The sequence below is a fragment of the Salinisphaera orenii subsp. halophila YIM 95161 genome (assembly GCF_003732545.1).
In the GTDB taxonomy this organism is placed as follows: domain Bacteria; phylum Pseudomonadota; class Gammaproteobacteria; order Nevskiales; family Salinisphaeraceae; genus Salinisphaera; species Salinisphaera orenii_A.
In genome coordinates, this window is the sequence record NZ_AYKF01000100.1 from 1 (window position 1) to 20,119 (window position 20,119).

General features: G+C 65.5%; 33 protein-coding genes. 1 reads left to right on the forward strand and 32 read right to left on the reverse strand.

The genetic code is table 11. From position 1 onward, the window contains the following. Window positions 1-128: 128 nt before the first annotated feature. The 3 genes from SAHL_RS12715 to SAHL_RS12725 all read right to left on the reverse strand — a co-directional run bounded on the left by SAHL_RS12715 (window position 129) and on the right by SAHL_RS12725 (window position 4,268). Window positions 129-1,850, reverse strand: coding sequence for an EAL domain-containing protein (locus tag SAHL_RS12715; protein WP_123591794.1), 1,722 nt, complete (start codon window positions 1,848-1,850; stop codon window positions 129-131). Between the two features lie 415 nt (window positions 1,851-2,265). Beyond that, the gene (locus tag SAHL_RS17580) at window positions 2,266-2,703 is read right to left on the reverse strand and encodes a hypothetical protein (protein ID WP_148045568.1); all 438 of its coding nucleotides are present in this window, start codon (window positions 2,701-2,703) and stop codon (window positions 2,266-2,268) included. 512 nt (window positions 2,704-3,215) lie between these two features. Continuing rightward, window positions 3,216-4,268 (reverse strand): GGDEF domain-containing protein, encoded by a 1,053-nt coding sequence (locus SAHL_RS12725; RefSeq protein ID WP_184947676.1) that lies wholly within the window; start codon window positions 4,266-4,268, stop codon window positions 3,216-3,218. 296 nt (window positions 4,269-4,564) lie between these two features. Between SAHL_RS12725 and SAHL_RS12730 the strand changes: the two genes are divergently transcribed. Next, window positions 4,565-5,398, forward strand: a complete 834-nt coding sequence (locus tag SAHL_RS12730; protein WP_123591797.1) for a symmetrical bis(5'-nucleosyl)-tetraphosphatase — start codon at window positions 4,565-4,567, stop codon at window positions 5,396-5,398. A 696-nt stretch (window positions 5,399-6,094) separates the two neighbouring features. Here the strand turns inward: SAHL_RS12730 and rplQ are convergent. The 29 genes from rplQ to SAHL_RS18425 form a co-directional block, all read right to left on the reverse strand. Continuing rightward, entirely contained in the window at window positions 6,095-6,487 is a 393-nt protein-coding gene (rplQ, locus tag SAHL_RS12735) for a 50S ribosomal protein L17 (RefSeq protein WP_123591798.1), read from the reverse strand. 32 nt (window positions 6,488-6,519) lie between these two features. Further along, a complete protein-coding gene (locus SAHL_RS12740; protein WP_123591799.1) occupies window positions 6,520-7,506 on the reverse strand; it encodes a DNA-directed RNA polymerase subunit alpha in 987 nt (328 codons plus the stop codon). Window positions 7,507-7,542: 36 nt separating this feature from the next. Continuing rightward, window positions 7,543-8,166, reverse strand: a complete 624-nt coding sequence (gene rpsD / locus SAHL_RS12745; protein WP_123591800.1) for a 30S ribosomal protein S4 — start codon at window positions 8,164-8,166, stop codon at window positions 7,543-7,545. A gap of 30 nt (window positions 8,167-8,196) precedes the next feature. Further along, entirely contained in the window at window positions 8,197-8,601 is a 405-nt protein-coding gene (gene rpsK / locus SAHL_RS12750; protein WP_123591801.1) for a 30S ribosomal protein S11, read from the reverse strand. Window positions 8,602-8,637: 36 nt separating this feature from the next. After that, entirely contained in the window at window positions 8,638-8,994 is a 357-nt protein-coding gene (gene rpsM / locus SAHL_RS12755) for a 30S ribosomal protein S13 (protein WP_123591802.1), read from the reverse strand. Window positions 8,995-9,113: 119 nt separating this feature from the next. Then, window positions 9,114-9,230: a 50S ribosomal protein L36 gene (rpmJ, locus tag SAHL_RS12760; RefSeq protein WP_006913650.1), complete on the reverse strand. Its 117-nt coding sequence runs from the start codon at window positions 9,228-9,230 to the stop codon at window positions 9,114-9,116. Window positions 9,231-9,304: 74 nt separating this feature from the next. Continuing rightward, window positions 9,305-10,657 carry a preprotein translocase subunit SecY gene (gene secY, locus SAHL_RS12765; protein WP_123591803.1) on the reverse strand — a complete coding sequence of 451 codons (1,353 nt, stop codon included), beginning with the start codon at window positions 10,655-10,657 and terminating at the stop codon, window positions 9,305-9,307. 3 nt (window positions 10,658-10,660) lie between these two features. Then, complete coding sequence (gene rplO, locus SAHL_RS12770; protein ID WP_123591804.1) at window positions 10,661-11,089, reverse strand: 50S ribosomal protein L15; 429 nt, start codon at window positions 11,087-11,089, stop codon at window positions 10,661-10,663. 2 nt (window positions 11,090-11,091) lie between these two features. After that, window positions 11,092-11,277: a 50S ribosomal protein L30 gene (gene rpmD, locus SAHL_RS12775; protein ID WP_123591805.1), complete on the reverse strand. Its 186-nt coding sequence runs from the start codon at window positions 11,275-11,277 to the stop codon at window positions 11,092-11,094. Window positions 11,278-11,287: 10 nt separating this feature from the next. Beyond that, the gene (rpsE, locus tag SAHL_RS12780) at window positions 11,288-11,797 is read right to left on the reverse strand and encodes a 30S ribosomal protein S5 (protein WP_123591806.1); all 510 of its coding nucleotides are present in this window, start codon (window positions 11,795-11,797) and stop codon (window positions 11,288-11,290) included. A 13-nt stretch (window positions 11,798-11,810) separates the two neighbouring features. Further along, window positions 11,811-12,167: a 50S ribosomal protein L18 gene (gene rplR / locus SAHL_RS12785; RefSeq protein ID WP_123591807.1), complete on the reverse strand. Its 357-nt coding sequence runs from the start codon at window positions 12,165-12,167 to the stop codon at window positions 11,811-11,813. A gap of 36 nt (window positions 12,168-12,203) precedes the next feature. Next, window positions 12,204-12,734 carry a 50S ribosomal protein L6 gene (gene rplF / locus SAHL_RS12790; RefSeq protein ID WP_123591808.1) on the reverse strand — a complete coding sequence of 177 codons (531 nt, stop codon included), beginning with the start codon at window positions 12,732-12,734 and terminating at the stop codon, window positions 12,204-12,206. Window positions 12,735-12,762: 28 nt separating this feature from the next. Continuing rightward, window positions 12,763-13,158 carry a 30S ribosomal protein S8 gene (rpsH, locus tag SAHL_RS12795; protein ID WP_123591809.1) on the reverse strand — a complete coding sequence of 132 codons (396 nt, stop codon included), beginning with the start codon at window positions 13,156-13,158 and terminating at the stop codon, window positions 12,763-12,765. A gap of 24 nt (window positions 13,159-13,182) precedes the next feature. Continuing rightward, window positions 13,183-13,488 carry a 30S ribosomal protein S14 gene (gene rpsN, locus SAHL_RS12800; RefSeq protein ID WP_123591810.1) on the reverse strand — a complete coding sequence of 102 codons (306 nt, stop codon included), beginning with the start codon at window positions 13,486-13,488 and terminating at the stop codon, window positions 13,183-13,185. Between the two features lie 19 nt (window positions 13,489-13,507). After that, window positions 13,508-14,068, reverse strand: coding sequence for a 50S ribosomal protein L5 (gene rplE / locus SAHL_RS12805; RefSeq protein ID WP_342782270.1), 561 nt, complete (start codon window positions 14,066-14,068; stop codon window positions 13,508-13,510). Window positions 14,069-14,077: 9 nt separating this feature from the next. Continuing rightward, window positions 14,078-14,407 carry a 50S ribosomal protein L24 gene (gene rplX, locus SAHL_RS12810; protein ID WP_123591811.1) on the reverse strand — a complete coding sequence of 110 codons (330 nt, stop codon included), beginning with the start codon at window positions 14,405-14,407 and terminating at the stop codon, window positions 14,078-14,080. Further along, a complete protein-coding gene (rplN, locus tag SAHL_RS12815) occupies window positions 14,404-14,769 on the reverse strand; it encodes a 50S ribosomal protein L14 (RefSeq protein ID WP_123591812.1) in 366 nt (121 codons plus the stop codon). The genes rplX and rplN overlap by 4 nt, the downstream gene beginning before the upstream one ends. Before the next feature lie 9 nt (window positions 14,770-14,778). After that, entirely contained in the window at window positions 14,779-15,087 is a 309-nt protein-coding gene (rpsQ, locus tag SAHL_RS12820) for a 30S ribosomal protein S17 (protein WP_123591813.1), read from the reverse strand. A gap of 5 nt (window positions 15,088-15,092) precedes the next feature. After that, the gene (gene rpmC, locus SAHL_RS12825; RefSeq protein ID WP_123591814.1) at window positions 15,093-15,287 is read right to left on the reverse strand and encodes a 50S ribosomal protein L29; all 195 of its coding nucleotides are present in this window, start codon (window positions 15,285-15,287) and stop codon (window positions 15,093-15,095) included. Between the two features lie 8 nt (window positions 15,288-15,295). Next, on the reverse strand, window positions 15,296-15,709 hold the full coding sequence (gene rplP / locus SAHL_RS12830; protein WP_123591815.1) for a 50S ribosomal protein L16: 414 nt from the start codon (window positions 15,707-15,709) through the stop codon (window positions 15,296-15,298). A gap of 6 nt (window positions 15,710-15,715) precedes the next feature. Beyond that, window positions 15,716-16,396, reverse strand: coding sequence for a 30S ribosomal protein S3 (gene rpsC / locus SAHL_RS12835; RefSeq protein WP_123591816.1), 681 nt, complete (start codon window positions 16,394-16,396; stop codon window positions 15,716-15,718). A gap of 24 nt (window positions 16,397-16,420) precedes the next feature. Continuing rightward, window positions 16,421-16,753 carry a 50S ribosomal protein L22 gene (rplV, locus tag SAHL_RS12840; RefSeq protein ID WP_123591817.1) on the reverse strand — a complete coding sequence of 111 codons (333 nt, stop codon included), beginning with the start codon at window positions 16,751-16,753 and terminating at the stop codon, window positions 16,421-16,423. 16 nt (window positions 16,754-16,769) lie between these two features. Continuing rightward, entirely contained in the window at window positions 16,770-17,039 is a 270-nt protein-coding gene (gene rpsS / locus SAHL_RS12845) for a 30S ribosomal protein S19 (RefSeq protein WP_123591818.1), read from the reverse strand. A gap of 27 nt (window positions 17,040-17,066) precedes the next feature. Then, entirely contained in the window at window positions 17,067-17,903 is an 837-nt protein-coding gene (gene rplB / locus SAHL_RS12850; protein ID WP_123591819.1) for a 50S ribosomal protein L2, read from the reverse strand. A 27-nt stretch (window positions 17,904-17,930) separates the two neighbouring features. Further along, a complete protein-coding gene (gene rplW / locus SAHL_RS12855) occupies window positions 17,931-18,233 on the reverse strand; it encodes a 50S ribosomal protein L23 (RefSeq protein WP_123591820.1) in 303 nt (100 codons plus the stop codon). Continuing rightward, window positions 18,230-18,838 (reverse strand): 50S ribosomal protein L4, encoded by a 609-nt coding sequence (gene rplD / locus SAHL_RS12860; protein ID WP_123591821.1) that lies wholly within the window; start codon window positions 18,836-18,838, stop codon window positions 18,230-18,232. The genes rplW and rplD overlap by 4 nt, the downstream gene beginning before the upstream one ends. Window positions 18,839-18,868: 30 nt before the next feature. Beyond that, complete coding sequence (gene rplC / locus SAHL_RS12865) at window positions 18,869-19,576, reverse strand: 50S ribosomal protein L3 (RefSeq protein ID WP_123591822.1); 708 nt, start codon at window positions 19,574-19,576, stop codon at window positions 18,869-18,871. Between the two features lie 149 nt (window positions 19,577-19,725). Further along, window positions 19,726-20,040, reverse strand: a complete 315-nt coding sequence (gene rpsJ, locus SAHL_RS12870) for a 30S ribosomal protein S10 (protein ID WP_006913628.1) — start codon at window positions 20,038-20,040, stop codon at window positions 19,726-19,728. A 4-nt stretch (window positions 20,041-20,044) separates the two neighbouring features. Further along, window positions 20,045-20,119: EF-Tu C-terminal domain-related protein (locus SAHL_RS18425; RefSeq protein ID WP_221177955.1), on the reverse strand; the 75-nt coding region annotated here is incomplete at its 5' end.

Sequence of the window (20,119 nt, forward strand, 5' to 3'; positions counted from 1 at the left end):
GTGGCTCGTGGCTCGTGGCTCGTGGCTCGTGGCTCGTGGCTCGTGGCTCGTCAAAGACGATGTGCGGTCTTCAGCGCAAAACTGGTCCGACCTCGTGCCGGCCAGGCTGCGAATGGCCCTAGATGACCCTAGATCGGCTGGACCGCCTGACGGGCGAGCAGCCGGCCGAAAGAGCGCGGCGAGTGGAGCGCATCCGCGCTGTCGCGATACCAGCAGGCGCCGGCCTCGATGAGATCCGACCATTCCTCCGGGTCGGCGATCGGCCCCAGCAGTACGGGGCGGTCGAGCCCGGCCATGACGTCGCGCCAGGATGCCTGCGCGCCGTCGACATCGTCCGCATCGAGACACAGCAGATCGCACTGATCGGCGATATCCGCCTCGGGCGAGTCGAGCGTCAGCGCGCGCCGCACCGGCAGCCCTGAAGACGACGCCTTGGCGTCCTCGGGGGCAACGCGCAGAATCAGGTCGTCCGGGTCGCGGTCGGTCCGGCGCAGGGCCTCGCGCCAGATCGATTCCGCGTCGGCGAAGGCCAGCAGCGCGCTGGGCACCTGCAGCAAGATGGGCACGGTCGCCAGTTCCAGCGTGCGCCAGTTGCCGTGCAGCAGGGAAAAGCGGCGGGCTATCCACTGCGTGAAGGCGCGCAGCGCATTCTCGTGCTCGGCCAGCTGCGTCAGCGTCGCCGGATCCACCAGATGTGCCTCACCCGAGCGCCAGGCGAGCATGGCCTGCGCAGCGGCCAAACGGCGCTGCGGCCCGCTGCCCTGCCAGACCGGGTAGAGCTTCAGGTCGAGTGTATCGTCGCCCAGCTGCGGCACGGCATCGAGCGAGGGCGCGTGCAGGCTGCCCTCCGGCGCATATGCCGCGCCGGGCACCGGCGCTGTCATCGACGACCCGGCCGAGGACGAAGCGGGCTGCAAGGCCGGCACCGCCGGCGATCCCAGATCGGATTCGGCTGGCGGCGCCTCTGTCGATGTAGACCGGCCGGCGTCCGACGTCGGAGATATCCATGCGTCGGCGGCTGCCGGTGACCCCGTCGACGGCGCGGAGTGCGCCACCGCGTCCCCCGACTGCTCGGCGCCTGCCGCTGCGGACGACCCGGAGGGCGCGGCGGTGCGCCCCCGGTCGCCGACGAGCGTGTCGTACGACTGTCGGGGCTTGGCGGCGATCGGCGCGAAATCGTCGGCGGTCTCGCGCCGACGCGAGATCAGCCGCGACAGCGGCGCCCTTGCGGATCGTCCCCTGTCCGCCCCTGCCGTCGAGGCGATCGCGGCCCCGCTGGGCCGGCTCGCGGATGCGTCGGCGGTCCGGCGACGGGATGTATCACGGCCGAACAGGCCGAAGAGGAAACCGATCACGCCAAGCGCGGCCAACCCGGCCCACATGAAGAAGCCGGCGCCGGCACGCCCTACGACGTGCAGCCAGCCGACCCCGTAGCGAGCGTCACCGACACGGCGCTCATCGCGCATCACGGCGCGATTGTCCTCGGCGGCGCCCACACGATAGAGCCAGCCGCGCCAAGCGCGCGCCAGGTCGGTGGGCAGCCAGCCAAACGTATCGCCCAGATGGCCGCGCGAGACCAGCGTCACATTATCGGCGTTGCGCAGGGTGAGATAGCCGATGTGCAGATCGTCGCCGCCGACCAGCGCTTCCACCGCCACGATCAGGCGATCGGGGATGCGCCGCTGCTCGATCAACGGTGCGGTGGCCTGCGCGATGGCCCGTTCGGCGTCGTGCAGCGCCCCGCTTCGGGCCTCGACGAGGACACCGGCGGCCCGCATGCCGGCCCAGCCGGCCAGCAGAAGGCCGACCACCGCCAGCCCGTAGCGCAGGGCGCGCGCGTTCGCGCTCATCCACGAATCTCCGCAACCATCCGCAGGGACCCGTGCCCACGCCCACCGGAGACGCTAGCCATGCCGGCGCTAACCACCATTGTCGGACGGCACCAAACCGTCGCGCACGATGGCGCGACATCGTTCGCCTCGGCATCGGCGTCATCGAACTGCCAATGGATGTCGCGCCCGGCAAAGAGGTCGTTATCTCTCCGGTCATGCATTGACGAGATCAATTGCCGGGCCGATGTCCGGCATTGGACAACTCGGCGACTTCCGTTCGCCGCTGCGGCGATCATCACTAGGCTCTTTTGCATCCGACCGGAACCGCCCCTGATCGACGACAGGCGCCGCATGAGCATCGACGCGGGATGCGTGCCCCGCCGCACGATCTCGGTAAGCGCGCCTGGAGCTGCGGCGCCGGATCGACCATTCATCAGTGCCGACCGGCGCATTGCGCGTGGATTTCGCCGTGCATGGATGGCGATCCGGCCGAGCCGGCGGGCGGCCCCGCGTACGTTACCCGCATCGGGCCTACCGAAGCGTTGCGCAGTTTTCTCGGACCACATAAGCGGATGCCGACAACAAGCGTGTCGTCCCGCGGGCTGGCCGACACGCGCGACGCCGATGAAACCGACATCGCATTGATGGCCTGCGCGCATTCGATACCTGGGAGGCCAATAGGGCGCACGGCCCGATGGATCTCATAGCCCATGCCTTGATAAAGCAGACTGGCCGTGCACACAGGCGGCAGCAGCGAACGGAACGCAAACGCCATACGACGTTCTTCTCGAAACCGTTTGCAGCCAGCGTTTTTCGCAGGCTCAGATATTCCGAAGCCGTCGCATTGATTATCGAGAATGGATTGATGCATTCGCACCTTCGACAAACGATAGGGCATCACCGAAAAATCTCTGATCCTGCAGCCTATTCCACTCACCGAGCCCCCACGACCACGGCGATCTCCATGCCCACGACACGCCACGCTTATCACGCGACATCATGGGGCACTGCCTCGCCGCGAATGGCCGTCGGCGGCCATCAGTTGGCGCGGAACCCTCGACCTGACTGCCTGGGTTGTTCCGAGGGGTTACGACCCATAGTTGACTGGGTTCAGCTTTCCAGTCCCGATTTCGTTATCGACCGAGCGCGACCATCCTGAACAGTGGATTGGACGCCGTACCGGATTCATTGAGGCCAAGAACGCCAATCCCATGGCCGTGCACGGATAGGCGCCGGGCCCCCGGCTACGGGTGCTGCCTCTCGCGCAACTGCTCGGAGACCAGGCGGCTGTGAGACGACGCGCGCACAACCGGTTTAGCGCCATCCGCTACGTCGCTACCTGTACCGGCGTACCGCGTTGAGCCGAGAGACGGCACGAGACGATTAACCCGGGGCCGCGGCGCTACACACCCTATTTCGGCCGCTGTTCTTGGCATCGTAAAGGGCCGCGTCAGCGTGGTGCAGAAGGGCGTCGACGGTGACGGACGGGCTGCGGGGACTTACGGCAACGCCCACGGAGACGGTGATGCCGAAACGCTCGCCGGCATCGTTGGCGAACTCAAGGTCGGCCAGCTCACGGCGCAGGCGCTCTGCGACATCCCGGGCGGCGGGCGCACCAGTGGCGGGCAGCACGAGCAAGAATTCCTCGCCGCCGTAGCGGCCGAACGTATCGATGTCACGGATACGGCTCTCGACGTGGCGAGCGCAGCGACGCAGGACCTCATCCGCCACGAGATGGCCGTGACGGTCGTTGACCTGCTTGAAGAGATCGATGTCCATGAGACAGACCGAGAACACCGCATCGCCGCGCCCGGCGCGCGACACCTCCCTGCGCAGGACATCGACGAGGTGATGGCGGTTGTAGACGCCGGTGAGCTCATCGTGCACGGCCATGTCGGCGATCCGGGTTAGGGCCTCGCCGAGTTCGCGGTTCTTGCGGCGTAGTACGTCACGCAGGTCGCTGACGAAGCCGCCGATCAGGCCGAGCTGAACCATGAGCGCCGCCATAGCGATGAGCATAATCCACTCGTCGGGGTCCCGCAGCAACTCCGGCTGATGCCAGGCGAGCACGGCGAACAGCGCGCAGTACGCCACGAAATAGACCGCCGTAACGCCCAGAAAGCGGCGCATGCCGAAGTCCAGCAGACCGTAGAACAGCGGCACGATGACGGTGAGCAGCATAGCCGCCCGTGCTTCATGGGATCCGACGTGATACATGAGATACAGCCCGGGCGGCAGCGGCGCCATGACCTGGGCGGTGGTCAATCCGGGCTCGGCGAAACGCAGGTTCGCCCCGGTTCGGAACACCACGTAGAAAGCCACCAACAGCGCAGTGACGGTCAGCAGATAGTTCAGCAATGGTGTCCAGCCGAGCTCGCCCGCCATCGCCGCGGCGAAGGCGATCGAGGCGGGCATGGTATAAGAGGCGCCGGCCATGCCGAGGCGCCGCATACGGATGGCCTGATGCCTTCGAACTCGGTCTTCGGGCGCTTCACGCGCAGTGTCTGTCATAACGCACCACCGGCTTTGGATAAAAACGGGCTGTACGCTCCGTTAGCGCGCGCCTCGGAAGCGCGTGGCTGCCGCTAATCAGCGCGGAACGCTATCGCACGGTCCTCGTGCCTCGCAACCATCGGCCCAACGCGGGCGACCCCGACTGAACCGTGGTGATCGCAGTCATGCACCGACCATGCCGCGGGCGTCACATGGCCGTTCGACGTTACACTACGGCCATGCGCACTTATGCAATCGGCGATATTCACGGCGCCGCGGAACCGCTCGAACGGCTGCTGGACCGGCTCGATGCGGATCACGACGACGTCCGGCTGTGGTTTGTGGGCGACCTGGTCAACCGCGGCCCGGATTCGGCGGGGGTGATCCGCCGGGTACGCGGGCTGGGCGAGCGCGCGATCACGATTCTGGGCAACCACGACCTGAGCCTTCTGGCGCTGGCCCAGAAAGACGATGCGACGGACCGGGCCAACGCTTCGCTGCAGGACCTGCTGCGAGCGGCTGACCGCGACGTGCTGCTCGACTGGCTGCGGCATCGGCCGCTGATGCATCGGGACGCCACGCTCGACTGGACCATGGTCCACGCCGGGCTCCCGGCCGAGTGGTCGGTGGCCGAGGCGCAGACCGAGGCACGGGCGCTGGAAGCCGCGCTTCAGGGGCCCGGTCATGCGGCCTTCCTCGACGCGTTGTTCGGCAACACGCCGGCCCTCTGGGCGCCGGACCTCACCGGCATCGAGCGCCTGCGCTATACCGCGAACGCGCTGACGCGCCAGCGCTTCGTCCATCCGGACGGGCGCCTGGAGATGGACTACAAGAAGACGCTGGCCGATGCCCCGCCGGCGCTGATCCCTTGGTTCGCGATGCCGGAGCGCGCCAGCGCGCGGCAGCGCATCGTCTTCGGGCACTGGTCGGCGCTGGAACATGTAGCCTGGCCGAAACACAACGTCTGGGGCATCGACACCGGCGCCGCCTGGGCCGGGCAGCTCAGCGCCCTGCGCCTGGACACGCCCGAGCCGGAACTGATCCAGGTCGAAGCCGCCAGCGCGAGCGCCTAGGCGGGCCACCTTCACGCACCGACGCCTTCGATCTTCCGCGGGCCGGCCTCGCGGCTGGTCGCGGCGCCTCGCACCGGCGTCGCCTCTAACCCGGCTGCGCGGTCACGGCCGCCGCCATAACCCACTCGACGGTCGCTACCCGTTCAGCGCCACCCGCACACCGAGTTTTCGTTGCGCCCGCCGATACCGCGGCAGACGGCGCAGCCCACAGCCGGGCCGCCCCATCGCCGCGAGCGTGCAGGGCGACCCAGAGCGTCTCTCTGAGCTCCACGCCAACGCCCGTCGGCGACGGCCGCGCGCGGGCCGGACCCCGTCGTTCGATCGTTCGATCGTTTTATGCGCGTGTTCGCGACGCTCGATCAGCCCCGATGAGGCTTCGCTCGAGCCACGGCGGCAGGCGTGCCGCCGGCCCCTGATTGCGAGACCCCGCGACGGTCTTCTCGTCCGAGCCAGGCCGCCGCGACCGCTTCGTACTACGTGCGGCCGCGCCCGGGCCGATACCGCCGGGGAGGCCGCGCCTGCGTTTTTCGACCGAACCGGCCGCCCATCGCAACCCAACTCGGCGGCGCCGCCGAATTGCGAACCGCGCCGGGCCCCACCGGTTCGAGCCGGATGAAAAATCGCGCCCACGAAAAAGCCGGTACCCATCCGGGCACCGGCTTGATGGCTAAAGCACAGCGCGCGCGTCGTGCGCGCCTACGCCGCCTCGTCCTCGTCGTCCTCATCGGCCATGGGCCGATCGACCAACTCGACATACGCCATCGGCGCACAGTCGCCCGGCCGATAGCCGCATTTCAGAATCCGCAGATAGCCGCCGGGCCGCTGCGCATAGCGCTCGCCCAAGACGCCGAAAAGCTTCCCGACCGCTTCCTTGTCACGCAGGCGCGAGAACGCCAGCCGGCGATTGGCGACGCTGTCAGTCTTGCCGAGCGTGATCAGCGGCTCGGCGACACGCCGCAGCTCCTTGGCCTTGGGCAGCGTCGTGCGGATCAGCTCCTGCTTGATCAGCGAAGCCGACATGTTCTTCATCATGGCGGCGCGGTGCGAGGACTCGCGCCCGAGATTGGTACCGCTCTTGCGATGACGCATAGCTGAAATTCCCTGTATCTGGCTGGAAAGGCCTAGGCTTTTTCCAGTTCGGCCGGCGGCCAGTTCTCGACCGTCATGCCCAGTTTGAGTCCGTGCTCGGCCAGCACTTCGCTGATCTCGGTCAGCGACTTCTTGCCGAGGTTCGGCGTACGCATGAGCTCCGTCTCCGTGCGCTGCACGAGATCGCCCACGTAGTGGATGTCCTCGGCCTTGAGGCAGTTCGTCGAGCGGACGGTCAGCTCGAGATCCTCGATCGGCTTGAGCAGCGCCGGATCGACCTGACCCGTATCGCCCTTGCGACCGGCCTCCTCGCGGGCCTCGAGATCCACGAACACCGACAGCTGGTCGTAGAGCGTGGCGGCGGCCGTACGGACCGCATCCTCCGGCTCGACGCTGCCGTTGGTCTCGATGTCGAGCACCAGCTTGTCGAGGTCGGTGCGCTGTTCGACACGCGCCCGCTCGACCGCGTAGCTCACCCGACGAATCGGGCTGAACGAGGCATCCAGACGCAGCGCGCCGACTTCGACGCCGCCGCCTTCCTCGTCGTTGGCCTCTTCGTTGCCCTGCGCCGGCTGATAACCGCGGCCCCGGCGCACCTTCATGCTCATCCGCAGCTCGCCGCTGGTCAGATGCGCGATGACGAGGTCCGGGTTCACGATCTCGACGTCATGATCGGTGGTGATGTCGCCCGCGGTCACGACGCCTTCGCCACTCTTGTGAAGATGAAGCTCGGCCTCTTCCCGCGAATGCATCCGCACCGCCACGTTCTTGAGGTTGAGCAGCACGTCGATGACGTCCTCCTGCATGCCCTCGACCGTGGTGTACTCGTGCAGCACGCCGTCGATCGTGACCTCGGTGATGGCCGCGCCCGGGATCGACGACAGCAGGATCCGCCGCATCGCATTGCCGAGAGTGTGGCCGTAACCGCGCTCGAGCGGCTCGAGGGCGATCTTCGCGCGCCGCTCGCTCGGCCGCTCGACCTCGACCAGGCGCGGCTTCAGCAATTCAATGGACTGCATATTGCAAATACCTCTGGCTGTCCGCGACAGCGACTTTTACTTCGAGTACAGCTCGACGACCAGATTCTCGTTGATGTCGGGCAGCACCTGATCGCGGTCCGGAATCGACTTGTAGGTGCCCTTGAGGCCCTTCTCATCGACTTCCACCCACTCGGCGAGCCCGATCTGCGAGGCCACCTGGATGGCGTCGAGGATGCGCGTCTGGTTCTTCGCCTTGTTGCGGATCGCCACCACGTCGCCCGGACCCACTTGGTAAGAGGGCACGTTGACAGGGTAGTCGTTGACCGCGACCGCCTTGTGGTTCACCAGTTGGCGCGCTTCGGCGCGCGTGGCGGCGAAACCCATGCGGTAGACCACGTTGTCGAGGCGCGACTCCAGCAGCTGCAGCAGCACTACACCCGTGGCGCCCTTCTGCGACGCAGCCTTCTTGTAGTAGTTGCGGAACTGGTTCTCCAGAACGCCGTACATGTGCCGCAGCTTCTGCTTCTCGCGCAGCTGCAGCGCATAGTCCGACAGACGCTGGCGGCGCTGGGCCCCCTGGGCGCCCGGCGGCGTGTCGATCTTGCACTTGCCTTCCAGCGAGCGTCCGCGCCCCTTGAGCAGCAGGTCAGTACCTGCGCGGCGCGACAGCTTGCATTTGGGACCGGTATATTTAGCCATTCCTGATCTACCTGTTGGCTGGCAACGCGATTAAACGCGGCGCTTTTTCGGCGGCCGGCAGCCGTTGTGCGGGATCGGGGTCACATCAATGATGCTGCTGACCTTGAACCCAGCACCGTTGAGCGAACGAACCGCCGCCTCACGGCCGGGGCCCGGGCCCTTCACCCGTACCTCGAGATTCTTGACGCCGTACTGGCCCGCGCCTTCGCCGGCGCGCTCGGCCGCGACCTGCGCGGCGAACGGCGTGCTCTTGCGCGAGCCCTTGAATCCGCACGTTCCCGAAGTGCACCACGAAAGCACGTTGCCTTGACGATCGGCGATCGTGATGATGGTGTTGTTGAACGTCGCATACACAAAGGCGATGCCATCGGTGACGTTGCGACGCGCACGCGCCTTGCGCGTACGGGTGTTGGAACTGGACGTGCCTGTCGCCATAGAGCGTTACCTGTAAATTCCCGAGCCGAAGCGAAATTAACGGCGGATGGGTCGACGCGGACCCTTGCGCGTCCGCGAATTGGTCTTGGTGCGCTGGCCCCGGACGGGCAGCCCGCGCCGGTGGCGCAGCCCGCGGTAGCAGCCGAGGTCCATCAGCCGCTTGATGTTCATCGACACCTCGCGCCGAAGATCGCCCTCGATCGTGTATTCCTGCACCTGCGCCCGAAGCGACTCGACCTCACCTTCGGTGAGATCCTTGACCTTCGTGTCGACCGCGACATTTGCGGATTCGCAGATCTGACGGGCACGCGTGTGTCCGACACCATAGAGCGACGTGAGCGCCACGGCCGCATGTTTGTTGATCGGGAGGTTGACTCCAGCGATTCGCGCCATTCGATTGATCTCCCAGCTACCGGGGACGAGAACGTGTTCCGTGCGCCATCTTGCGCCTAGCAACGCCGGAAAAGCCCGCCAATATAGCCTCTTTATTCAGTGTTTACAAGCCCCGCCGTTCAACCCTGGCGCTGCTTGTGCCGCGGGTCCGTGGAACAGATCACCATGACCGCACCGTTGCGGCGGATGACCTTGCAGTTACGGCAAATTTTCTTGACCGAAGCTCTGACTTTCATGTCCTACCTCTGACATTGCGCGGCCGCCTCGCGGCCGGCGTTTTATTCCCTGGAGAACAACCTGTCCGCGAAGGCTACCGAAGCACGCCGGCGCGGCCCTGGGACTTGAGATTGTTCTTCTTCATCAAACCGTCGTACTGATGCGACATCAGATGAGCCTGCAACTGGGCCATGAAATCCATGACCACGACCACGATGATCAGCAGCGACGTGCCACCGAAATAGAACGGCACGTTGTACTGCAGGATCAGCAGTTCGGGCAGCAGGCAGACCAACGTGACATAGACCGCACCGGCCACCGTGAGGCGGGTCAGCACCGTGTCGATGTAGTTGGCCGTCTGGATGCCCGGGCGCACGCCCGGGATGAAGGCACCCGACTTCTTGAGATTCTCCGCTGTCTCCCGCGAATCGAAGACGAGCGCGGTGTAGAAGAAGCAGAAGAAGATGATCATCGTCGAGTAGAACAGCACATACAGCGGTTGCCCCGGCGCGATTGCGTTGGAGACCCAGTTCGCAATCGTTCCGCCCTCACCCAGGAACCGCACGATCGTCGCCGGGAACAGAATGATGCTCGAGGCGAAAATCGGCGGGATCACGCCAGCCATGTTCAGCTTAAGCGGCAGATGCTGGGTCTGCGCGGCGTACATGCGCCGCCCGCGCTGTCGCTGGGCGTGATGCACGGGAATCCGGCGCTGCGCGCGTTCCACGAAAACCACGAAGCCGAGTACGGCAAGCGCCCCGACGAACAGCGCGATCACGAAGAAGATGCTGAGCTCGCCAGTCCGCACCAGGTCCAGCGTGCCGCCGATCGCCGACGGCAAACCGGAGACGATCGCGGCGAAGATCAGCATCGAGATGCCGTTGCCGATACCGCGCTCGGTCACCTGTTCGCCGAGCCACATCAGGAACAACGCGCCCGTGGTCAGGCAGACCGCCGTCGTGAATATGAACGCATATTCACTGATCCCGGACTGGGCGATCCCCTGGTTCCACAGCGCCACGCCGGTGCCGATCGACTGGAACAGTGCCAGCCCGACCGTGCCGTAGCGCGTGTACTGCGTGATCTTGCGCCGTCCGGCCTCGCCTTCCTTCTTGAGTTCCTTGAGGCTCGGAATCGTCGCCGTCATCAACTGCATGATGATCGACGCGGAGATATACGGCATGACGCCGAGCGCGAAGATCGACAGCCGCTTGAGGGCGCCACCGGTGAACATCACGCCGACATCGAGGATCGTGCCGGACTGGTTCTCGAACAGCTGTGCGAGCTGCGCCGGGTCGATGCCCGGCACCGGAATGAACGTGCCGATGCGGAAGACGACGAGCGCCCCGACGAGAAACAGCAGTCGCTGCCGGATCTCCGTCAGGTTGCCTGCATCGGGCAGCTTCCCGCCGCCACCGGCCGCCTGATTGTTGGGGCGCTTTGCCATGATCTACTCGGCGACGCTGCCGCCGGCCGACTCGATCGCCTTGGCCGCACCCGCCGTCGCAGCCACGCCCTTGAGCGTGATCGCCTTGTTCAGGGCGCCCGTGGCGACAACCTTGGCGCGGTGTGCATCACGCGGGACCACACCGGCGGCCTTGAGTGCCGCGAGGTCCACCTCGCCATCCAGTCGATTGAGGCTGTCGAGGCGAACCTCGGCCGGGCCGTCCATCGGACTGCGGAAGCCGCGCTTGGGCACGCGCCGCTGCAGCGGCATCTGGCCGCCTTCGAAACCGGCGTTGATGCTGCCGCCCGTGCGGGCCTTCTGGCCTTTGTGGCCGCGGCCCGCGGTCTTGCCCAGCCCGGAACCCGGGCCGCGGCCGACGCGCTTGGCCGACTGCCGGGCGCCTTCGCCCGGCTGGAGATCGTTGAGCTTCATGCCTAGGCCTCCTCGATCGCGAGCATGTCGGCGACCTTGTTGATCATGCCGCGGTTCTCCGGCGTATCCGCCACCGTCACCTCGTGGTGCATGCGGCGCAGCCCCAGGCCACGCACGCAGTCCCGATGACGCTTGACGCGCCCGATGGTGCTCTTCACGAGCTTGATCCTGATCTGATTGCTGGCCATCACGCGCTCCTTAAGCCGTAATCTCTTCGACAGTCTTGCCGCGCTTGGCCGCGATGAACTCCGGATCGTGCAGGTCGCGCAGACCGTTGATGGTGGCGCGCACGATGTTGATCGGGTTGCGCGAGCCGTAGCTCTTGACCAGCACGTTCTGCACGCCCGCGACCTCGAAGACCGCGCGTGCGCCGCCGCCGGCGATCACGCCGGTACCCTCGGAGGCCGGCCGCATGATCACCTTGGTGGCACCGTGATGCCCGTTGATCGCGTGCTGCAGCGTCGAGCCGTCCTTGATCTGGACGCGGATCATGTTCTTGCGCGCGGCGTCCATGGCCTTGGCGATGGCCAGCGGCACTTCCCGCGCCTTGCCATAGCCGAAACCGACGCGGCCCTCGCCGTCGCCGACCACGGTCAGCGCCGTGAAGCCGAACTGCCGGCCGCCCTTCACCACCTTCGCCACGCGATTGACGGTGATCAGCTTCTCGAGCAGGTCGCCTTCGGTGCGTTGTTCGTTACGTGTTGCCATTGGAAAATCCTGCTTAGAACTTCAGACCGCCTTCACGCGCGGCATCCGCCAGCGCCTTCACCCGGCCGTGATACGCGAAGCCGGAGCGGTCGAACGCCACCGATTCCACACCGGCCGCCTTCGCCCGTTCGGCGATCGTGCGCCCGACCAGCCGTGCGGCGTCACAGTTGCCCGTGGTGCCACACTCCTCGCGCAGCGCCTTTTCGTTGGTCGAGGCGCACACGAGGGTCTGCGACCCATCCGGAGCGAACAGCTGCGCGTAGATATGCTGCGGCGTGCGATGCACCGACAGCCGATGAACGCCGAGGTTGCGCATGTGCATGCGCGCGCGGCGGGCACGGCGCAAACGCGAGATCGTCTTGTTGTGCATGACCTTGACTTACCGTTTGATGCGTGTGACGACGCGCTATTTCTTCTTCGCGTCCTTGCGGACGACGCGTTCGTCGGAATACCGGATGCCCTTGCCCTTGTAGGGCTCGGGCGGACGATAGTTCCGAATCTCCGCGGCGACCTGACCGACGACCTGCTTGTCGGCCCCGGTGATGATGACTTCCGTCGGCGAAGGCGTCTGCACGCTCACGCTTTCGGGCATCTGGTGCGCCACCGGATGCGACAGCCCGAGCGCCAGGTTGAGCGTGTTGCCCTGGGCCTGGGCGCGATAGCCGACGCCGACCAGTTCCAGCCGGCGTTCGAAGCCTTCGCTCACACCGTGGACCATATTGGCCACGATCGCGCGAACCGTGCCGGCCATCGCCAGGTTGACCTGACGGCCGCTGGGACGCGCCCGCGCCTCACCCTCGTCGACATCGAGATCGACGCCGGGCGGCAGCGTGAACAGGAGCTCGCCGTTCTTGCCCTTCACCTTGACCTCACGGCCGGAGACGTTGCACTCCACACCGCTGGGCAGGGCGACGGGCGCTTTTGCTACTCGAGACATAATTGCGCTTCCTCGCGTTACCGCCGACCTACGACACCGTGCAGAGCAGTTCGCCGCCGTGGCCCGCTTCGCGCGCGGCCCGATCGGTCATCACGCCCTGCGACGTCGATACGATGCAGATGCCGAGACCGCCGACGACAGAGGGAATATCCCCCTTGCTGCGATACACCCGCAGGCCCGGTTTCGACACGCGCTCGATGTTCTCGATCACGCCATGGCCCTGGAAATACTTGAGCCGGATCTTCAGGCGCGGCTTACCGTCGAGCTCACCGGTCTCGTAACCGGCGACATAGCCCTCGGACTCGAGCACGCCGGCGATCGCCAGCTTAAGCTTCGACGAGGGCATCTCGACACTTTCCTTGTCTGCCGACTGCCCGTTACGGATACGGGTCAGCATGTCGGCAATGGGGTCAGTCATACTCATGCGTACCGATACCTATTCTGTGGCCTACCAGGAGGACAGGACGAGGCCGGGGACCTCGCCACGCATCGCGGCTTCGCGCAACTTGTTGCGCGACAACCCGAACTTGCGATAGACGCCCCGCGGGCGCCCGGTGGCGCGGCAGCGCCGCGTGACCCGCGTGGGACTCGCATCGCGCGGCAGCGCCTGAAGTTCCTGAGCCGCCGCGAAACGCTCTTCCGGCGCGGCCTCGGGATCGTTGATACGGGCCTTGATCGCTTCGCGCTTCGCGGCGTATTTCGCCACGATCTTTTCGCGCTTGCGGTCGCGGGCAATCATGCTTTTCTTCGCCATAGTTATCTCCGGGCCGAGCCTACTTCCGAAACGGGAAGTTGAAGCCGTCGAGCAGCGCTCGCCCTTCTTCGTCGTTTCGCGCGGACGTGGTGATGATGATGTCCATCCCGCGCAGCTTATCCACCTGGTCGTAGTCGACTTCGGGGAACACGATCTGCTCGCGCACACCCAGGCTGTAGTTGCCGCGACCGTCGAACGCCCGCGGATTGAGCCCGCGGAAATCGCGGATCCGCGGCAGTGCCACGTTGACCAGACGATCGAGGAACTCGTACATCCGCGTGCGCCGAAGCGTGACCTTGCAGCCGATCGGCCAGCCCTCGCGAATCTTGAACCCGGCGACCGACTTGCGTGCCCGGGTCATGATCGGCTGCTGGCCGGTGATCGTCGCCATGTCGGCCATCGCCGCCTCGATCACCTTGCGGTCGGATACCGCTTCGCCCACACCCATGTTGAGCGTGATCTTGGTGACCTGCGGCGCCGCCATCGGGCTGCTGTAGCCGAACCTTTTGATCAGGTCCGGCAGGATCTGGTCGGCATACACCGTTTTCAAGCGTGCCGGTTGTTCCATTGCCTGTTCCATGACGTTTGCCTACGCGTCCACGACTTCGCCGGACGATTTGAAGATGCGGACCTTGCGCCGATCCGATCCTTCGCCCAGCCATTTGAAACCGACCCGGTCGCCCTTGTCGGCGTCGGGGTTGTACAACATCACGTTCGAGACATGGAGCGGCATTTCCCGCTCCTCGATGCCGCCCTGGATGCCCTGGTTGGGATCGGGACGGACATGCTTCTTGGCGATGTTGATGCCTTCGACGACGAGCTTGTCATCCAGGATACGGTTCACGGTGCCGCGACGGCCCCGATCCTTGCCCGAGATGACGACGACCTCGTCGCCGGTGCGAATCTTGTTGGAGCTCATAGAACCTCCGGCGCCAGCGAGATGATGCGCATGAAGCGGGCACGCAGCTCTCGCGTCACCGGACCGAAGATGCGCGTGCCGACGGGCTGGTCCGCATCATTGAGCAGCACCGCCGCATTCTTGTCGAAACGGATGAGCGAACCGTCGACGCGACGCACGCCGTGCCGGGTGCGCACCACGACGGCGTTCATCACGTCGCCCTTCTTGACTCGACCGCGCGGAATCGCGTCCTTAACGGTGACCTTGATGATGTCACCGACGCGCGCATACCGGCGATGCGAGCCGCCCAGCACCTTGATGCACTGGACCCGGCGGGCGCCGCTGTTGTCAGCCGCATTGAGTACCGATTCTGTCTGGATCATGGCTTTGGTTTATCCCGCGGTATCGAATTCGCCGGCCTTCTCGACCACACGCCACAGCGCCCACGCCTTGCCGCGCGACTCCGGGCGACCCTCGACGATCTCCACGAGATCGCCGACCTGACACGTGTTCTCCGGATCGTGCGCCTTCAGGCGCGTGCTGCGCCGCATGTACTTGCCGTACAGCGGATGCTGCATCCGGCGCTCGATGTAGACGACGATCGTCTTGTCCATCGCGGCGCTGACGACCTTGCCGGCCACCACGCGACTGCGCGCCTGCTGCCCGGTCTTGCCATCCACCGCTTCGTTGTTCTCGCTCATGTCTTTCAACCCTGGTTGCGCGTTTCGCGCAGCACTGTCTTGATGCGCGCGATATCACGACGAATGGCGCCGAACTGATGCGTACCGGACAGCTGACCGGTCGCCTGCTGCATGCGCAGGTTGAACTGCTCACGACGCAGGGCCAGCAGCTCCTTGTGCAGATCTTCCGGCGATTTCTCGCGCAGCTCTTTCGCTTTCATGACGACCTCTACAGGATCTTGCGTTCGACGAACGCAGTCTTGACGGGCAGCTTGGACGCGGCCAGCCGGAAGGCCTCCTGCGCCACCTCGCGGCTCACGCCTTCCATTTCGTACAACATCGAGCCCGGCTGGACCTTGGCCACCCAGAACTCGACGTTGCCCTTGCCCTTGCCCATGCGGACCTCGATCGGCTTCTTTGTCACCGGTTTGTCCGGAAACACGCGGATCCAGGTCTTGCCGCCGCGGCGGATGTGGCGGGTCATCGCGCGACGACCGGCCTCGATCTGGCGCGCCGTGAGCCGCCCGCGGGTCACGGCCTTGAGGCCGTACTCACCGAAACTGACTTCGTTGCCGCGCTGGGCCAGGCCACGGTTGCGACCTTTCTGGACCTTGCGGAACTTGACTCGCTTGGGTTGCAACATGACTGATTACCCCGCTGCCGCGCCGCTTTCCGCGGGCGTTTCCTCGATCTTGGGATCGGCGTCGAACACTTCGCCCTTGAAGATCCACACCTTGACGCCGAGCACGCCGTAGGTGGTCTTGGCTTCCGCCAGGCCGTAGTCGATGTCCGCTCGCAGCGTGTGCAGCGGCACGCGGCCTTCGCGATACCACTCCGTGCGCGCGATCTCGGCGCCGTTGAGCCGTCCGGCCACGTTCACGCGGATGCCGCCGGCGCCCAGGCGCATGGCGTTGCCGACCGCGCGCTTCATGGCACGCCGGAACATGATCCGACGTTCCAGCTGCTGCGCGATGTTCTGCGCGACGAGCAGTGCGTCCAGCTCGGGGCGACGAATCTCCTCGACCGACAGATGCACCGGCACGCCCATGCGCTCGGAGACCTCCATGCGCAGCTTGTCGATGTCCTCGCCCTTCTTGCCGATCACGATGCCCGGCCGCGCCGTGTGGAGCGTGATCCGCGCGGAACGGGCCGGGCGATCGATCTGGATGCGGCTAACCGACGCGTGCGCCAGGCGCTCACGGATGAAATCCCGAATCTCGAGATCGGTGTTGAGGGCGTCGCGATAGCCGGCACTCTCGGCGTACCAGCGCGAACTCCACTCCGACGTGATTCCCAGCCGGAAGCCGATCGGATGTACTTTATGACCCATATCTAGTTCCGCTTGTTCTGCCGATTACTTGTCGGCGACACGAATCGTGATGTGACTCGTGCGCTTGAAAATCCGGTCCGCCCGGCCACGCGCCCGCGGTTTCATCCGCTTCATCGTCGGCCCTTCGTCGACCATCAGAGTCGAGATCCGGAGCTCGTCGATGTCCGCACCCTCGTTGTGCTCGGCGTTGGCCACGGCCGACTCGAGAACCTTGCGCATGATCTGCGCGGCCTTCTTGGTCGAGAACTGCAGAATCTCGAGCGCACGCTCGACCGGCATGCCCCGGACCTCGTCCGCGATCAGGCGCGCCTTCTGCGGCGAAATGCGCGCGAAGCGCAGTTTGGCGATCGATTCCATGACTAGTGTCCTCGCCTTAGCTCTTGCGGTCGCCGAGATGGCCCTTGAACGTACGCGTGGGCGCAAACTCGCCGAGCTTGTGACCCACCATGTTCTCGGACACAAACACCGGCACGTGCTGACGGCCGTTGTGCACGGCGATCGTCAGACCGATCATGTCCGGCGTGACCATCGAGCGCCGCGACCAGGTCTTGATCGGACGCTTGGTCGTGCTGCCCGAAGCCGCCTCGACCTTCTTGGCCAGGTGCAGGTCCACGAAAGGACCCTTCTTGATAGAACGTGGCATAGCTGTTCCCGTGCCTGTTGACGCGGCTTACCGCTTCTTCCGTTTGACGCTGCGACGAACAATCATGCCGTCGGTGCGCTTGTTCGCACGCGTCTTGAAACCCTTCGTCTTCCAGCCCCAGGGACTGGTCGGATGGCGACCGCCACTGGTGCGACCCTCACCACCGCCGTGCGGGTGGTCGATCGGGTTCATGGCTACGCCACGCACCGTCGGCCGGCGGCCGCGCCAGCGCTTCGCGCCGGCCTTGCCGAGCTGGCGGAGGCTGTGCTCGTAGTTGCCGACCTCGCCCACCGTCGCCTTGCAGTTCACGTGCACGCGACGGGTCTCGCCCGACTTGAGCCGCAGCACCGCGTATTCCCCGGCGCGCGCGGCCAGCTGCACGGTGGCGCCGGCACTGCGCGCCAGCTGGGCACCCTTGCCCGGCCGCATCTCGACGCAGTGGATCGTGGTGCCCACCGGGATGCTGGCCAGCGGCATGGCGTTGCCCGGGCGGATCGGCGACTGCGGACCCGACATAATCGGCGTGCCGGCGTCGACACCGCGCGGCGCGATGATGTAACGACGCTCACCATCGGCGTACAGCACCAGCGCGATGTTCGCGCTGCGGTTCGGGTCATACTCCAAGCGCTCGACACGGCCGGGCACACCGTCCTTGTCGCGCTTGAAATCGATCAGCCGATAGTGCTGGCGATGGCCGCCGCCGCGATGCCGGACCGTGATCCGACCGTTGTTGTTCCGGCCGCCCTGCTTGTGCTTCTTGACGGTAAGCGCGTCGTGCGGCTTGCCGTTGTACAGCGCCTTGTTCTTGACGCTGACGACGAAGCGACGGCCTGCAGAGGTCGGATTGGCTTTCTTGAGTGCCATAACTGTTCTCGCTCTGTGCTCTGACGCCTAGCCGGCGGCGCCGTCGAGAAAATCGAGATTCTCGCCTTCGGCCAGCGTCACATAGGCCTTCTTCCAGCCCGACTGCATGCCAGGCCGACCCCGGAATCGCTTCTGCTTAGCGTGAACGTTCAGCGTCGTGACCTTGGTGACCTTGACGTCGAACAGCTGCGACACCGCTTTGGCGATCTCCGGCTTGCTCGCGTTTCTGGCGACCTCGAACACGACCTGATTGTGCGCTTCGCCCACCACGCTGCTCTTCTCGGAGACGTGCGGCGCGCGCAGGACCTGAAAAATTCGTTCCTGATTCATGCCAGCCAACCTTCAAGCGCACGCAGCGCTTCCTCTGTGATCAGCACCTTCTCGGCCCCGACGAGCACGACGGGGTCGACCCCGCCCGATTCGACCACGTCGAAACCCGGGATGTTGTTCGCCGAGTAGCCGACCTTGTCGTCCACCTCGGCCATGACCAGCAGTCCGCGCGCCTCGCAGCCCTGATCCGAGAGCGCCTTGATCAGCGCCTTGGTGCTGTGCGCCTCGAGCGACGGAGCCTCGACTACGGTGAGACGATCCTGGCGCAGAAGCTCCGAGACGATCGCACGCATACCGGCGCGATACATCTTGCGATTGACCTTCTGTGCGTGATTTCGCGGCACGGCCGCGAACGTCACGCCACCCCCGGCCCACAGCGGGCTGCGGATGGTGCCGGCACGGGCCCGGCCCGTGCCCTTCTGACGCCACGGCTTCTTGCCGCCGCCCCGCACCGCCGCGCGATTCTTCTGCGCCTTGGTGCCGGCACGCGCACCGGCGAGATGCGCGGTGACGATCTGGTGCACGAGATCGCGGTTGAAGGGCCGGCCGAACACGTCGTCCGACACCGATACCGATTTCCCGCCTGTCGCTAGATTCAATTCCATGACTTTCAGTGCCTATCCGAAATGTCGCGCCTACCCGGCCTTCTTGACCGCGGGCGACACGACCACGTCGCCGCCCTTGGCGCCCGGAACCCCGCCCTGGATCAGGAGCAGGTTGCGTTCCGCATCCACACGTACGACCTTGAGGTTCTGCACCGTGGTCCGGGCGTTGCCGAGCTGGCCCGCCATTTTCTTGCCTTTGAACACATGACCCGGCGACTGGTTCTGACCGATGGCACCCGGCGCGCGATGCGCCTTCGAGTTGCCGTGGCTGTTGCGCTGCGAGCGGAAATTGTGCCGCTTGATTACACCGCCATAGCCTTTACCGATCGACTGACCGACCACGTCCACGACCTGACCTTCGGCGAACAGCGACACCGTCAGCTCACCGCCGACCTCGATGTCCGTCTGCTCCGCCTCGGCGGCCTCGTCTTCGTCCTGATTGCCGGCGGGCGCTGCCAGCGGCACCGTCGGCCAATCACCTTCCACGCGGAACTCCCAGAGTCCGCGGCCGGCATCGACGCCGGCTTTCTTGAAATGCCCTGCGGCCGGCCGGGTCACGCGAGAAGCGCGCCGCGTCCCGGTCGTCACCTGCACGGCACGATAGCCGTCGGTGTCGACATCTTTTTTCTGGACGACGCGGTTCGGCTCGACCTCGACGACCGTGACAGGCACGGACACGCCGTTGTCGTCGAACACGCGCGTCATGCCGCGCTTGCGACCTACCAATCCAATAGCCATGTATGAAACACCTTCTCGCTTATCGCCACTCGCTAGAGGGGGCGACAGTTCAAGTATGGTTGTGTCCAGCGAACAAGGCCCGCGGAGCGCGGGCCTTGTCGACCAGGGCGCGGACTATAACAGACCGAACCCGATTTGTAACGTCTTTTTTACTGAAGCTTGATCTGGACGTCGACGCCCGCCGCCAGATCCAGCTTCATGAGCGCATCGACCGTCTTCTCGGTCGGCTCCACGATATCCATCATCCGCTTGTGCGTCCGGATCTCGTACTGATCCCGCGCGTCCTTGTTGACGTGCGGCGAGATCAGGATCGTGTAGCGCTCCTTGCGCGTGGGGAGCGGAATCGGACCGTGCACCTGGGCACCGGTCCGCTTCGCGGTCTCCACGATCTCACGTGCCGACTTGTCGATCAAACGATGATCGAACGCCTTGAGCCGGATCCGAATGTTCTGACTGGCTGCCATGATCTTATGCCGTAATCTTGGTCACGACGCCGGCGCCCACGGTGCGGCCGCCTTCGCGGATCGCAAAACGCAGACCCTC

Excerpts from the sequence above, each read along its gene's own strand:
- rpsK (WP_123591801.1), bottom strand. The coding sequence starts at position 8,601 with ATGGCGACAGGCACGTCCAGTTCCAACACCCGTACGCGCAAGGCGCGT.
- rpmD (WP_123591805.1), bottom strand. The coding sequence starts at position 11,277 with ATGGCCAGCAATCAGATCAGGATCAAGCTCGTGAAGAGCACCATCGGG.
- rpsJ (WP_006913628.1), bottom strand. The coding sequence starts at position 20,040 with ATGGCAGCCAGTCAGAACATTCGGATCCGGCTCAAGGCGTTCGATCAT.
- rplO (WP_123591804.1), bottom strand. The coding sequence starts at position 11,089 with ATGAAGCTCAACGATCTCCAGCCGGGCGAAGGCGCCCGGCAGTCGGCC.
- SAHL_RS12725 (WP_184947676.1), bottom strand. The coding sequence starts at position 4,268 with ATGGCCGGCGCCTCTTATACCATGCCCGCCTCGATCGCCTTCGCCGCG.
- rpsH (WP_123591809.1), bottom strand. The coding sequence starts at position 13,158 with ATGAGTATGACTGACCCCATTGCCGACATGCTGACCCGTATCCGTAAC.
- rplP (WP_123591815.1), bottom strand. The coding sequence starts at position 15,709 with ATGTTGCAACCCAAGCGAGTCAAGTTCCGCAAGGTCCAGAAAGGTCGC.
- rpmJ (WP_006913650.1), bottom strand. The coding sequence starts at position 9,230 with ATGAAAGTCAGAGCTTCGGTCAAGAAAATTTGCCGTAACTGCAAGGTC.
- rpsD (WP_123591800.1), bottom strand. The coding sequence starts at position 8,166 with ATGGCTAAATATACCGGTCCCAAATGCAAGCTGTCGCGCCGCGCAGGT.
- rplD (WP_123591821.1), bottom strand. The coding sequence starts at position 18,838 with ATGGAATTGAATCTAGCGACAGGCGGGAAATCGGTATCGGTGTCGGAC.
- rplV (WP_123591817.1), bottom strand. The coding sequence starts at position 16,753 with ATGGAATCGATCGCCAAACTGCGCTTCGCGCGCATTTCGCCGCAGAAG.
- rplX (WP_123591811.1), bottom strand. The coding sequence starts at position 14,407 with ATGAGCTCCAACAAGATTCGCACCGGCGACGAGGTCGTCGTCATCTCG.
- secY (WP_123591803.1), bottom strand. The coding sequence starts at position 10,657 with ATGGCAAAGCGCCCCAACAATCAGGCGGCCGGTGGCGGCGGGAAGCTG.
- rplC (WP_123591822.1), bottom strand. The coding sequence starts at position 19,576 with ATGGCTATTGGATTGGTAGGTCGCAAGCGCGGCATGACGCGCGTGTTC.
- rpsC (WP_123591816.1), bottom strand. The coding sequence starts at position 16,396 with ATGGGTCATAAAGTACATCCGATCGGCTTCCGGCTGGGAATCACGTCG.
- rpsN (WP_123591810.1), bottom strand. The coding sequence starts at position 13,488 with ATGGCGAAGAAAAGCATGATTGCCCGCGACCGCAAGCGCGAAAAGATC.
- SAHL_RS12730 (WP_123591797.1), top strand. The coding sequence starts at position 4,565 with ATGCGCACTTATGCAATCGGCGATATTCACGGCGCCGCGGAACCGCTC.
- rpsS (WP_123591818.1), bottom strand. The coding sequence starts at position 17,039 with ATGCCACGTTCTATCAAGAAGGGTCCTTTCGTGGACCTGCACCTGGCC.
- rpsE (WP_123591806.1), bottom strand. The coding sequence starts at position 11,797 with ATGGCAACACGTAACGAACAACGCACCGAAGGCGACCTGCTCGAGAAG.
- rplW (WP_123591820.1), bottom strand. The coding sequence starts at position 18,233 with ATGAATCAGGAACGAATTTTTCAGGTCCTGCGCGCGCCGCACGTCTCC.
- SAHL_RS17580 (WP_148045568.1), bottom strand. The coding sequence starts at position 2,703 with ATGCATCAATCCATTCTCGATAATCAATGCGACGGCTTCGGAATATCT.
- rplQ (WP_123591798.1), bottom strand. The coding sequence starts at position 6,487 with ATGCGTCATCGCAAGAGCGGTACCAATCTCGGGCGCGAGTCCTCGCAC.
- rpmC (WP_123591814.1), bottom strand. The coding sequence starts at position 15,287 with ATGAAAGCGAAAGAGCTGCGCGAGAAATCGCCGGAAGATCTGCACAAG.
- rplN (WP_123591812.1), bottom strand. The coding sequence starts at position 14,769 with ATGATCCAGACAGAATCGGTACTCAATGCGGCTGACAACAGCGGCGCC.
- rpsM (WP_123591802.1), bottom strand. The coding sequence starts at position 8,994 with ATGGCGCGAATCGCTGGAGTCAACCTCCCGATCAACAAACATGCGGCC.
- rplE (WP_342782270.1), bottom strand. The coding sequence starts at position 14,068 with ATGGAACAGGCAATGGAACAACCGGCACGCTTGAAAACGGTGTATGCC.
- SAHL_RS12715 (WP_123591794.1), bottom strand. The coding sequence starts at position 1,850 with ATGAGCGCGAACGCGCGCGCCCTGCGCTACGGGCTGGCGGTGGTCGGC.
- rplF (WP_123591808.1), bottom strand. The coding sequence starts at position 12,734 with ATGTCTCGAGTAGCAAAAGCGCCCGTCGCCCTGCCCAGCGGTGTGGAG.
- rpsQ (WP_123591813.1), bottom strand. The coding sequence starts at position 15,087 with ATGAGCGAGAACAACGAAGCGGTGGATGGCAAGACCGGGCAGCAGGCG.
- rplB (WP_123591819.1), bottom strand. The coding sequence starts at position 17,903 with ATGGCACTCAAGAAAGCCAATCCGACCTCTGCAGGCCGTCGCTTCGTC.
- rplR (WP_123591807.1), bottom strand. The coding sequence starts at position 12,167 with ATGCACAACAAGACGATCTCGCGTTTGCGCCGTGCCCGCCGCGCGCGC.
- SAHL_RS12740 (WP_123591799.1), bottom strand. The coding sequence starts at position 7,506 with ATGCAGTCCATTGAATTGCTGAAGCCGCGCCTGGTCGAGGTCGAGCGG.